An 11312-nucleotide genomic window follows, 5' to 3' on the forward strand; every position below is an offset into this window, starting at 1 on the left:
GATGGAGGGTGCGTCGGGTGCCGGCGTCGGCGCGGGGGTGCCGGCGGGTTTCGTGCGGCCCGGGGGCTAGAGGGAGTGGAACGGCAGGCCGGCGTCGGCGACCAGGTCGTCCCCGGTGTCGGGGGGCAGCAGGGAGGCGGTGCCGTCGGAGACCGGGACGACGCCGAGGTCGAGCAGTTCGGCCATGGCGGCGGTGCCGGCCAGGTCGCGGACCTGGAGCTGGTAGCGGGCGGTGGTGCGGTAGGTGCCGCCGGCGTCGTCCGAGACCTTCTGCAGGAAGCCGGAGTCGACCAGGAACAGCACGGCCTTGGCGACGATGCCGATGGTGGAGCCGGAGAGCCGGCGGGCGTCCTTGGTGGCGCCGGTGGCGGTGCGCCGGGCCCAGACCCGCCAGGCGGCCTCCAGGCCGGGGGCGTCGCTCTGCGGGTCGGTGTTGTCGCCGTCGGCGGCGGCCTGCTCCTCCAGGCGGCGGCAGGCCTGGCGGACGAAGGAGTCGATGCCGTTGACGGTGATCCGCCCGAGGTAGCCGTCGTCGGCGAGGTCCTCGGGGCGGGGGAAGGCCATCGCGGCGACGGCGAGGTGGGCCAGGCCGTGCAGGAAGCGGTCGGTGGACTCGGAGGCGGCGCGGCGCGAGTAGTCGCCCATCCGGACGGCGAAGACGGAGTCCTCGGCGGCGGCGACGGCCATTCCGGCGCGCGGGGAGACCTCCAGGACCACCAGGCCCATGCCGGTGGCGACGGCGTCGGCGAGACGGGCGAAGGGCGGGTCCTCGCGGTGGCGGCGGACCAGTTCGGCGTACTCGGCGTCGCGGGCGGGGAGCAGCTTGGCCTGGAGGCCGAAGGAGACCAGGCGGGCGGCGTCGGCGACGTCGGCCGGGGTGATCGGCGCGGGGGCGGCCGGTTCGGTCTCGGGCGCCCAGGACGTGTCGTGGTGGGTCGTCACGGGCGGTGCTCCTCGGGGGCGTTGCGGGGGGTGCGGGGTGCGGGTGGGGTCGGCCTGAGCGGGGGTCAGCCGGCGTCCTTGCGGTCGGCGGCCATGCCGACCGCGTCGAGCAGGGCGCTGCCGACGATGAGGTCGGCGCCGCCGAACTCCCGGTCGTGCAGCGGGGTGCCGTCGTCGACGGCGAAGAGCAGCCGCTCCTCGCCCTGCCGGTAGGCGGTGCCGACCGGCGGGCTGGCCGCGTGCACGGCCAGCAGGGCGACCAGGTACGGGAGTTCCGGGTCCTGGGCGCGGGCCTCGGCGAGCAGGCCGGAGAGCCGGCGGGGCGCGTCGGCGGGCAGGTCGAGCAGGTCGAGGGCCGCTTCCAGCTGGGCTTCCGAGAACCGGCTGTCGTCCGGGGTGGCGACGAGGTCCGGGTCGGGCAGCTCGGCGCCGAGGTGCTCGCGCTCGACCGGCGGGGTGAGCAGCAGGTCGACCAGGTCGGCGACGCGGACCGAGACGGGGGTGCGCAGTCCGGTGCCGCGGGCGAAGAAGGCGCCGGTGGGGCGGACGGCCTGCGCTATCGGCAGCCGGAGCACCGGGGCGAGCAGCTGGCCGTAGAGGTCGATGCCGCTGCGGGCGCCGGGGGTGGCGAAGGCCTGCCGGTCCTGCTCGGCGCGGAACAGCGGGCCGGCCTCCAGGAGCCGGGTCTGCAGCTGGGTGTGGCGGCGGATGCAGTCCTTGACGATGTCGACCAGTTCGGCGGCGCGGCGCTTGTGCTCCGGGTCCTCGGCCTCGTCGCGGGCCTTGCGGATGTTGGTGAGGATCGCGTTCTCGTGCCGGTAGCGGTCGGCGATGTGGTCGAGCGCCTCGTCGATGAGGTCCGGGATCGCCTGCATCCAGTCGACGGCGCGGACGTTGCGGCGGGTGGCCTCCAGGGCGCGGCGCAGCGTCTCGGCGTACTGGACGGTCCGGTAGCGGGCCTGCTCGGCGGCGAGCTGGGCGTCGGCCAGGCGGCCGCGCCGGATCAGCACCTCCAGCTTGACCTCGGCGGCGATCTGGGCGGAGGTGACGTCCGTGTCCAGGGCGCCGACCAGGACGTTGACCGCCTCGTCGGTGGTGCGCAGGTAGACGCCGCCGTCGGGGCCCGGGACCTCCTCGATCAGCTTGAAGTCGTAGTCGCGGCGGACGTACTCGCCCTCGGCGTTGAAGGTGCCGTAGACGGCGCGGAAGCCGCGGTCGACGCTGCCGACGTTGATCAGCGACTCCAGCACCCAGCGGCCGACCCGCTGGTGCTCGGCGGTGGAGCGGCCGGGCGCCTGGGCGGCGACCCGGGGCAGCAGCCGGGCGAGCACCGTCTCGCGGTCGGCGCCGGTGTCGAAGTCCATGTTGAGGGTGACCAGGTCGATCGCGGCGAGGCCGACCTCGGCCATCGCGTAGCCGCCGTACTCGCCGGCCAGCATCACCTTGCGGCTGTCCAGGTCGTGCAGCGGGGCGGTGCAGGCCAGCGCCTTGAGCCGGCGGGCCAGGCCCTCGTCGGCGGCGGGGCCCGGCGCGGGCCGCGCGGCGGCGACGGCGGACCCGGCGGGCGGCCGGGGGCCGTGCTCGGTGGGCTGGTCGGCGATGACGGTCACGGGGGACAAGACTAGAGGCAGGGGCCGACATCGACCGAAACGGACCTTTCGGACAGCCGCGCGGACGGCGCCGGGGGCGGGCCCCGGGCCGGCTTCCGAGGGATCGGCGGTGTGTGCCGAACGCGTTCAATTCCAAGGTCTGGAGTCGTGCCGAGCAGGCGGGAGCAGCCCGGCCCGCCTCCTCGACGGGTCCGGCGCCGGCTCTGGATCTTCATGGTCTGCCTGGTGCCGAGCGGACTGACCGCCTTCCCGCTGGAGAGCGAGACCCGCCGGCTCGCCGACCTGGCTGACTCGCCTTCGCCCACCTGGTGATCGCGGCGGCGTTCCGGGGCCGATCAAGGACCCGGTGCGCAACGTCTGGGTGATCCGCTGGGCGGTGCTCGCCTGTGCCGGGATCGTCCCGCTCGCCCTGATCCGCGGGCCGCTGCGGGGGATCCCGCTCTACTGGCGGTTTGTCGACATGTCGTTCGGGGTGGTGGGTGTCGTCCCGCTGCTCATCGTGCTGCGCGCGCTGCGGCCGCTGGTCGAGCGGGCCGAGGCGGCCGGGCACCGTCCGACCGCGACGGCCGTCTGAGCACGGGCCGGGGCGCGACCGGGCCGGGTCGGACCGGGACCGGGGCGGGCCCGGGGCATCCGGACGGACCAGCGGCGCACGGCGCGCCCCGGCGCAGGCCCTACCATCTGGCTCAACAGCTGCTGGAAGGCGGACGGGCGTGGCCGATGCGGTGATCGATCTCAATGCGGACCTCGGCGAGGGGTTCGGGCGCTGGACGCTGACCGACGACGAGGCCCTGCTCTCCGTCGTCACCAGCGCCAACGTCGCCTGCGGCTTCCACGCCGGGGACCCCTCCACCATGCGCCGGGTCTGCGCGCTGGCCGCCGAGCGCGGTGTGCGGATCGGCGCCCAGGTCTCCTACCGGGACCTCGCGGGCTTCGGCCGCCGGGCGATGGACGTGCCGCCCGACGAACTGGCCGACGAGATCGCCTACCAGATCGGCGCCCTGCAGGTCTTCGCCCGCGCCGCCGGCTCCCGGGTCTCCTACGTCAAGCCGCACGGCGCCCTCTACAACCGGGTGGTCGCCGACGCCGAACAGGCGCAGGCGGTGGTCACCGGGATCCAGCGCTCCGGGGCGGCGGTCGGCGAGGGCCCGCTGCCGGTGCTCGGCCTGCCGGGCTCCCGGCTCCTGGCGGTCGCCGAGAGCGCCGGACTGCCGGTGGTCACCGAGGCGTTCGCCGACCGCGCCTACACCTGGGCCGGCACCCTCGTCCCGCGCCGGGAGCCGGACGCCGTGATCCACGACCCCGAGAAGGTCATCACCCGCGCCGTCGGCATCGCCCGCGACGGCTCGGTGGAGGCCGTCGGCGGCGAGCCGATCGCCGTCGAGGCGCGCTCGCTCTGCGTCCACGGCGACACCCCCGGCGCCGCCCAGCTCGCCTGGCGGATCCGCGGCGCGCTCGCCTCGGCGGGCGTCCGGGTGGAGGCGTTCACATGACCGGAAGCGGCCCGGCGGCCGTCCACCCGGTCGGCGAGCACGCGCTGCTGGTGGAGCTCGCGGACCCGGCCGAGGTCACCGCGCTCTACGGCTGGCTGCGCGAACGCCAGGCGGCCGGCGAACTGCCGGCGGTCGAGGAGATCGTGCCCGCCGCCGGGACCGTCCTGCTGGACGGCGTGGCGGACGTCGCCGCGCTGACCCGGGAGCTGCGGGCGGCCCGGCCCGACCCGGCCGCCGCCGTCCGCGGCCCGCTCGTCGAGGTGCCCACCGTCTACGACGGCGCCGACCTCCCCGAGGTCGCCCGCCTCTGGGGCGTCTCCCCCGAGGCGGCCGTCCGGATCCACACGGAACCCGAGTACGTCGTGGCGTTCTGCGGCTTCGCCCCCGGCTTCGGCTACCTCACCGGGCTGCCCGCGCGGTACGAGGTGCCGCGCCGCGCCACCCCGCGCAGCAGCGTCCCGGCGGGCTCGGTCGCCCTGGCCGGCCCCTACACCGGCGTCTACCCCCACCCCTCCCCCGGCGGCTGGCAACTCCTCGGCCGCACCGGCCTCCCCCTCTGGGACGCCACCCGCACCCCGCCCGCCCTGCTCGCCCCGGGCACCCGCGTCCGCTTCACCCCGGCCCGCGAGACCACCGCATGACACACCCGCCGGCGCACCGAGCGCACACGAGGAGGCGGCACGGGGCCGGCCCGTCCCACAGCCAAGAAGCCCGACGGGACACCGCACCCCCGGCACCCCCCACGCGGGACAGCCGGGCAATGGACCCCGGCTCCGCAGCGGCGCACTGGGGAGGTGTCGGCGGGCCTCGTGTCCGCGGGCCTCGCCACGGCCGCCGGCGTCGCCGCGCTGCCGAGTGGGGCGGGAGGCAGGACGCAGCCGACGGGCGCGGTGGAAGCCTGTCGGCCCGCCCGGGTGCGAGACCTCCCAGGAGAATCGCGGCGGCAGGCCCGACCGTCGTGCCGCGGGCGGGGACACCGGACCAGCCGGCCCGAAGCAGCAACCACGTACGACGGGATCGCGCTGCCCGCCCTGCGCCCGCCGGTAGCCGAAGGGGTGACATGACGACCGCGATGACCGTGACGCAATCGGGCCTCCTGCGCACAGCCGCCGAAGCCGCACTGAGCGAAACCACGGCGCGCGCCCTGCGCCCGCCGCTGACCGGAGGGGCGGCATGACGGACGCGATGGTCGTGGTGCGATCGGGACCCCTGAGCACCGTGCAGGACCTGGGGCGGCGCGGGGTCGCGCATCTCGGGGTGCCGCGGGCCGGGGCGCTGGACGGGCCGGCGCTGCGGGCGGGCAACCGGCTGGTGGGCAATGAGCCCGGGGCGGCGGCCGTGGAGACGACGGTGGGCGGGATCGCGGTGCGGGCGCTGCGGCCGCTGGTGGTCGCGGTGACCGGTGCGCCGTCGCCGGTGCGGGTGGACGGCCGGCCCGCCGCGTGGGGTGCGCCGGTACTGGTGCCCGCCGGGGCGGTGCTGGACGTCGGCCCCGCGACCGCCGGGGTGCGCGCGTACCTGGCGGTGGCCGGCGGGGTAGCCGTTCCGCCGGTGCTCGGCAGCCGCTCGGCCGACCTGCTCTCCGGGCTCGGCCCGGCCCCGCTGGCCGACGGCGACCGCCTGCCGGTCGGCCCGCGACCGCCGCTCGGCCCCTCGCCGGAGCTGGTGCCGCTGCCCGCTCCCCCGGCCGAACTGGTCCTGCGACTGCGGCTCGGCCCGCGTGCCGACTGGTTCACCCCGGACGCCGCGGCCCGGCTCGCCCGCGCGCCCTACCGGGTCGCCGCCGCCAGCAACCGGATCGCGCTGCGCACCGAGGGTCCGCCGCTCGACCGCGCCCGGGAGGACGAACTGCCCAGCGAGGGCATGGTGCTGGGGGCCGTGCAGGTCCCGCCGGACGGCCTGCCGGTGGTCTTCCTCGCCGACCATCCGACCACCGGCGGCTACCCGGTGGTCGGTGTCGTACCGCCCGCCGACCTCGCCGCCGCGGCCCAGGCCCGCCCGGGCACCCCGGTGCGCTTCACCGTCCTTCCCCGGCCCCGAGGACGCTGACCGCCCCGGCTACCGCCCCAACAGGGCCGAGGCGATGGCCCGTTGGCGGTCGTCGACGGCCCGCGCGCCGTCCTCGACCTCCCACAGGACGTTCTGCAGCACCCGGGCGAGGGTCCAGCGGACGGCGCGGTCGCGGTCCAGGCCGAGGCGGTCGGTCATCAGGTCGAAGCGCCGGCGCAGGGCGCGCGGGAGGTCGCCGGTGGCGGTGAGGTCCGACCAGCGGTTCCGCAGGGCCGGGAGGAGTTCGAACCCGGGGTCGCCGGCCAGGGGCTTGGGGTCGATGGCGAGCCAGGGGGCACGGGCGTCGGGGCCGGAGGGGGCGAGCACATTGCCGTAGTGCAGGTCCCAGTGGAGCAGCCGGTCGCCCGGTTCGGGCCGGACCTCGCGCAGGGCGGCCGCGAGGTCGGCGAGCAGCCGGCGGTCGCCCTCCTCCGCCAGCTCGCCGTACGCCCGCGGGACGTCCGCGAGCATGGCGTCCGCGATCTCCGCCAAGGTCCGCACACCGGAAGGCGCGTGACGACACGTCAATTCGGCGAGCAGTCCGGCGAGGACGCCGGTGGCGGCCAGGTCGTCCGGGACGGCGAGCAGCGAGCGCCCGGGGTCGAGGCGTTCCAGCAGCATCGAACCGGTGGCCGGGTCGTGGTCGAGCAGCCGGACGGCGCCCCGGCCCTCCCAGGCGCGCAGGGCGAGCGGTTCACCGGCCGTCTCCTCGTCCACGGGCTGGAGCTTGAGCACGGCGCCCGTGCCGTCGGCCCGCCGGACGGGCAGCACCAGGCCGACCACGCCGTGCGCGGGCGCGCCGTCCACCCGAAGCTCCCAGCGCTCCAGCAAATCGGCGGCGAGAGCGGGCAGTTGTTCGGCCCAGGCCCGCCCGTCCCCCGCCCCGAGGAAGTGGACGAGGGAGGCGGCCAGCGCCTCGGGGACCTGGATCGGCACGGCGGACACGGGACGACCCTATGCCAGCGCGGCGGCGACGGCCTTCGCGAAGCCCTCCGGATTGTCGATCATGATGTTGTGCCCGCAGTCCGGCACCGCCTCCAGCACCACACCCGCCTCGCGCAGCCGCTCCGCCCCGGGCAGCTCGCCGTCGGCCGCGGGGAAGAGGAAGGTGCGCGGCAGGTCCAGGCCGTGCAGCTGCTCGCGCAGGGCCGGCACGGTCGCCCGGCAGCGGTGGACGGCGCTGCGGTGCAGCGCCTCGGGGCCGGCGAGCCGCATGGTGGCCCACCAGAACGGGCCCGCCCACCGCTCCACCCGCGCCAGGCCGCCGGCCAGGAACTCCTCCTCGGTGAAACCGGCGATGCCGCTGCTGCCCGGGCCCGGGCCCGGGGCGACCGGGTCGAGGACGGCGTCGACCAGCACCAGCTTGGCGACCAGCCCGGGGTGCCGGTGGGCCAGTACGACCGCGACCGCGCCGCCCAGGCTGTGGCCGATCACCTCCACCCGCTCCGCGCCCGCCGCGCGGACGGCCGCGGCGACGGCGTCGGCGTGCGCCTCCAGCGTGTAGGGGAAGTCGGCGGGCCGGTCGCTGATGCCGAAGCCGAGCAGGTCGAGCAGGAGCGAGCGGTGGCCGGTGAGCAGCGGGTGGGCGGCGGCCGCGGCGTAGTAGACGGGCGAGCTGGCGCCGAGGCCGTGCAGATAGAGGCGGACGGGCTCCCGGCCGGGGATCTCCACCCAGCGGATCAGGTCGCCGTTCGGGGTGACGGTGGCATCGCGCACGGTCGTGCTCCTCCTGCGGTCGTCGGGGCGGCGTCGGGGTCTGCTCCCGGGGCGCCGGAGAGACCATACCTCGATGCCGAGGTATAACAACACCGAGATATCGACGCCCGGATCTGAGAGAGTGGCCCCCATGCTGAAGCTCGCGATCCTCGGGTTCCTCCACGACCGGCCCCTGCACGGCTACGAACTGCGGCGCCACCTCGCCGCGCTCACCGGCCACGTGCGGCCGATCAGCGACGGCACGCTCTACCCGGCGATCAAGCGACTGGAGGCCGAGGGCCTGCTGGTGCGCGCCACCGAACCCGGCGCGGCGGCCGCCCCCCGGCACACCCTGCGGCTCACCGACGCCGGCCGGGCCGCCCTGCTGGACCGGCTGCGCAGCCCGGACGAGCTGGACGTCAGCAACGAGAACCGCTGGTTCACCCTGCTCGCCTTCCTGCGCCACCTCGACGGCGAGCCGGCCGCGCAGGCCGCCGTGCTCCGCCGCCGCCTCGCCTTCCTGAACGAGCCGGCCAGCTTCTTCTACGACGGCGACCGGCCGGTGGGCGCCGAGGAGGTCGCCGATCCGTTCCGCCGCGGGATGCTGCTGATCGCCCGCGCCACCACCACCGCCGAGCTGGACTGGCTGCACGCCACCCTCGCGGAGCTCGACGCCGCGGCCTGAGCGCACGGCTTGAACGTGCGGCCAGTACGCGCGGCCTGAACGCACGACCCCACCGCGCGCGGAAGACGCCGCGGCCCGCGCCGGCCCCCTGCGGAGGGGTCGGCGCGGGCCGCGGCGTTCGGTCCGGGCAGCGCGGGCGGACCGGTCAGTGCTGGTGGTAGGCGTGCACCACGGCGTGGCCGCGGCCCTTGCCGATCATCCACTTGTTGACCGGGACGGTCAGCACGAAGGCCAGGGCCAGCGAGCCGGCCAGCGCCACCCAGAACAGGATGTCGGCGAGGCCCGCGCCCATCGCGCCCGGCACGGTCATCATCACGGTGTTGTCGATGATCTCCATGACGATGATCGAGACGGTGTCGGCGGCCAGCGCGACCTTGACGGCGGTGCGGACGTCCAGGCCGGCCTTGAGCACGCCGCGCATGGTCAGCGCGTAGCCGAAGACGAAGGCCAGCAGGACCGAGAGCACCACGGTGGCACCATTGCTCAGCCCGAAGGCGGTGCCGAGCACCATGCCGAGGATCTCGCCGATGGCGCAGCCGGTGAGGCAGTGCAGGGTCGCCTGCGCCGCGGCCGCCCAGGTCACGGGGCCGCCGCCGTGGCCGTGGTGCGCGTGCTGCTGCTCGTGGGGGCCGGCGTGGCCGGCGCGCTGCTCGTGGGAGTGGTGCTCGTGGTGGCCGTGGTGCTCATGACCGGCGTGCTGCTGGTGGTCGTGCTGGGCGGGGTGTGCCATCTCGTCCTCCACGTGCTCGTTCCCTCACCGTGCTGCCCGGTTCGTCAGTGACGACTCTATACCCCCCTGGGGTATCCGCCAAGCCTCTTTTCCCCCGCCCTCTTCCCACCCCGCGCCCGCCGTGCTCGGATGGTTCGCATGGCTGACGAACGAGGCACCGACCACCGCGACGGCTACCGGGGCACCGGGCCCGGCGCGATCACCCCCGACGGCTGCGCGGTCGACATGTACGCCCGGCTGCCGGTCAACGACGAGCCCGAGGTGATCGCGGGCGCCGTCCCGCCCGGCGCGAGCCTGCTCGAACTCGGCTGCGGCGTGGGCCGGATGACCCACCCCCTGCTGGACCTGGGCTTCCGGGTGACGGCGGTGGACGAGTCCGCCGAGATGCTGGCGAGGGTCCGCGGGGCGCGCACCGTGCGCAGCCCGATCGAGCACCTCGACCTCGGCGAGCGCTTCGACGTCGTCCTGCTCGCCTCCTTCCTGGTGCACGCCGGCAGCCTGGAGGTCCGCCGGGGCCTGCTGGACGCCTGCCGCCGGCACGTCGCCCCGGACGGCTGCGTGCTGATCCAGCGCGAGGGCGAGAACTGGCAGACGAACGTGCCGCGCGAGCGCCCGCTGGGCAAGGACGGGCTGGTCCGGGTGGCGTCGGCCACACCGGTGGCCGAGGGCGTCAACCGGGTGCACGTCGAGTACGAGTTCCCGGACGCCCGGTGGACCCAGACCTTCCTGTCCCGCCCGATGAGCCCGGCGGAGTTCGAACAGGCCCTCGCCGAGGCCGGGCTGGCCGTCGACTCCTATCTGACCGAGGACGGGATCTGGGTGCGGGCCCGGCCGGTGGCCGTCTGACCGGCGCGGGAGCGGCGGCCGCGGGCACGGCCGCCGAGGGTGGGGGCGGGCGACAGGTCGTCACCTGAACGGCGTAGCATCAGGCGGACGCCGGGCCCGCGCGCGGCCCGAGCGCCGGGCGGGACCGGTGGTTCGCCTGCCATCGGGCCGCGCCGCTGGACCGCGCCGGCCGGTTCGCAGGGCCGCTCCCGCACCGACCAACAAGGAACGCTTCATGCGCATCGAGCGACGGATACCCCGGGCGGGTGTCCGGTGATCGAATGGTTCCACGGGGCCGTCCTCGGCCTGATCCAGGGGCTCACCGAGTTCCTGCCGATCTCCTCCAGCGCCCACCTCCGGGTCATCCCCGCCCTGCTGGGCTGGAAGGACCCGGGCGCGGCGTTCACCGCGGTGACCCAGCTCGGTACCGAGACCGCGGTGCTGATCTACTTCCGCCGCGACATCGCCTCGATCGTGAAGACCTGGACGCTCTCGCTGTTCCGGCCCGCGCTCCGCTCGCACCAGGACGCCCGGATGGGCTGGTTCGTGATCATGGGCACCCTGCCGATCGGCATCCTGGGCAAGCTGTTCCAGGACACCATCGAGCAGGACCTGCGCGACCTGCGGATCATCGGCACCACGCTGATCCTGTTCGGCGTGATCCTGGCGGTCGCCGACCGCACCCGGGCGGTCCGCTACGCCAAGCCGATCACCGAGCTGACCCTGCCGCACGCGGCCGGCTACGGCATGGCCCAGGCGCTCGCGCTCATCCCGGGCGTGTCGCGCTCCGGCGGCACCATCAGCGCGGGCCTGCTGCTCGGATACAGCCGCGAGGCGGCGGCCCGGTACTCGTTCCTGCTGGCCATCCCGGCGGTGCTGGCCTCCGGCGTGCTGGAGCTGTTCAAGATCGGCGAGGGGCCGGCGCCGGCCTGGGGACCGACCCTCCTGGCGACCGGGATCGCCTTCGTGGTCGGGTACGCGGCGATCTCCTGGTTCCTGAAGTACATCTCGAACAACAGCTTCATGCCGTTCGTGATCTACCGGATCGCGCTCGGCATTCTGATCATCGTCCTGGTCTCCGTCGGCACCCTGGACCCGGACGCCGGCGTGGTCGCCAAGTAGCGGCGAACGAGAACGGCGTTCCACCGGGAGCGGCGAACGACGGAGCGGGCCGGTCCACCCCCGGGGGCGCTGCGAGGAGATCCGCCCGGCCACGTCGACGGCGCGCTCGCCGGCCGCGACCGCCGCGTCGAGGTTGCCCGCCTCGGCCTCGGCCATCGCGG

General features: G+C 75.7%; 11 protein-coding genes and 1 pseudogene. 7 read left to right on the forward strand and 5 right to left on the reverse strand.

Annotated features, from left to right (window positions below; translation table 11 throughout):
* Positions 1 to 66: 66 nt before the first annotated feature.
* Together ABTX81_RS38390 and ABTX81_RS38395 are read right to left on the reverse strand one after the other, a co-directional pair.
* A complete protein-coding gene (locus tag ABTX81_RS38390; RefSeq protein WP_350555372.1) occupies positions 67 to 942 on the reverse strand; it encodes a hypothetical protein in 876 nt (291 codons plus the stop codon).
* Between the two features lie 65 nt (positions 943 to 1007).
* Positions 1008 to 2543: a hypothetical protein gene (locus ABTX81_RS38395; RefSeq protein ID WP_502892954.1), complete on the reverse strand. Its 1536-nt coding sequence runs from the start codon at positions 2541 to 2543 to the stop codon at positions 1008 to 1010.
* A gap of 222 nt (positions 2544 to 2765) precedes the next feature.
* Here ABTX81_RS38395 and ABTX81_RS38400 point away from each other — a divergent pair.
* From ABTX81_RS38400 to ABTX81_RS38415, 4 genes and pseudogenes are all read left to right on the forward strand, one after another.
* Positions 2766 to 3126 (forward strand): annotated as a pseudogene (locus tag ABTX81_RS38400) (hypothetical protein).
* 139 nt (positions 3127 to 3265) lie between these two features.
* Complete coding sequence (locus ABTX81_RS38405; RefSeq protein ID WP_350555374.1) at positions 3266 to 4045, forward strand: LamB/YcsF family protein; 780 nt, start codon at positions 3266 to 3268, stop codon at positions 4043 to 4045.
* Positions 4042 to 4686: a 5-oxoprolinase subunit PxpB gene (pxpB, locus tag ABTX81_RS38410; protein ID WP_350555376.1), complete on the forward strand. Its 645-nt coding sequence runs from the start codon at positions 4042 to 4044 to the stop codon at positions 4684 to 4686. The genes ABTX81_RS38405 and pxpB overlap by 4 nt, the downstream gene beginning before the upstream one ends.
* A 532-nt stretch (positions 4687 to 5218) precedes the next feature.
* Positions 5219 to 6094: a 5-oxoprolinase subunit C family protein gene (locus ABTX81_RS38415; protein ID WP_350555378.1), complete on the forward strand. Its 876-nt coding sequence runs from the start codon at positions 5219 to 5221 to the stop codon at positions 6092 to 6094.
* 9 nt (positions 6095 to 6103) lie between these two features.
* Here ABTX81_RS38415 and ABTX81_RS38420 read toward each other — a convergent pair whose 3' ends face one another.
* Entirely contained in the window at positions 6104 to 7039 is a 936-nt protein-coding gene (locus ABTX81_RS38420) for an aminoglycoside phosphotransferase family protein (RefSeq protein WP_350555380.1), read from the reverse strand.
* A 9-nt stretch (positions 7040 to 7048) separates the two neighbouring features.
* A complete protein-coding gene (locus ABTX81_RS38425; protein ID WP_350555382.1) occupies positions 7049 to 7810 on the reverse strand; it encodes an alpha/beta fold hydrolase in 762 nt (253 codons plus the stop codon).
* Positions 7811 to 7940: 130 nt separating this feature from the next.
* On the opposite strand from ABTX81_RS38425, the gene ABTX81_RS38430 reads away from it, so the two are divergent.
* A complete protein-coding gene (locus tag ABTX81_RS38430; protein WP_350555384.1) occupies positions 7941 to 8474 on the forward strand; it encodes a PadR family transcriptional regulator in 534 nt (177 codons plus the stop codon).
* Between the two features lie 145 nt (positions 8475 to 8619).
* On the opposite strand, the gene ABTX81_RS38435 is transcribed toward ABTX81_RS38430, so the two are convergent.
* On the reverse strand, positions 8620 to 9204 hold the full coding sequence (locus ABTX81_RS38435) for a DUF4396 domain-containing protein (protein ID WP_350555386.1): 585 nt from the start codon (positions 9202 to 9204) through the stop codon (positions 8620 to 8622).
* A 138-nt stretch (positions 9205 to 9342) separates the two neighbouring features.
* Between ABTX81_RS38435 and ABTX81_RS38440 the strand changes: the two genes are divergently transcribed.
* Together ABTX81_RS38440 and ABTX81_RS38445 are read left to right on the forward strand one after the other, a co-directional pair.
* Positions 9343 to 10050, forward strand: coding sequence for a class I SAM-dependent methyltransferase (locus ABTX81_RS38440; protein WP_350555388.1), 708 nt, complete (start codon positions 9343 to 9345; stop codon positions 10048 to 10050).
* 255 nt (positions 10051 to 10305) lie between these two features.
* Positions 10306 to 11151, forward strand: coding sequence for an undecaprenyl-diphosphate phosphatase (locus ABTX81_RS38445; RefSeq protein WP_502892955.1), 846 nt, complete (start codon positions 10306 to 10308; stop codon positions 11149 to 11151).
* Positions 11152 to 11312: the final 161 nt, after the last annotated feature.

It is taken from the genome of Kitasatospora sp. NPDC097605 (assembly GCF_040302725.1).
GTDB lineage: Bacteria > Actinomycetota > Actinomycetes > Streptomycetales > Streptomycetaceae > Kitasatospora.

Excerpts from the sequence above, each read along its gene's own strand:
- ABTX81_RS38415 (WP_350555378.1), top strand. The coding sequence starts at position 5,219 with ATGACGGACGCGATGGTCGTGGTGCGATCGGGACCCCTGAGCACCGTG.
- pxpB (WP_350555376.1), top strand. The coding sequence starts at position 4,042 with ATGACCGGAAGCGGCCCGGCGGCCGTCCACCCGGTCGGCGAGCACGCG.
- ABTX81_RS38430 (WP_350555384.1), top strand. The coding sequence starts at position 7,941 with ATGCTGAAGCTCGCGATCCTCGGGTTCCTCCACGACCGGCCCCTGCAC.
- ABTX81_RS38440 (WP_350555388.1), top strand. The coding sequence starts at position 9,343 with ATGGCTGACGAACGAGGCACCGACCACCGCGACGGCTACCGGGGCACC.
- ABTX81_RS38435 (WP_350555386.1), bottom strand. The coding sequence starts at position 9,204 with ATGGCACACCCCGCCCAGCACGACCACCAGCAGCACGCCGGTCATGAG.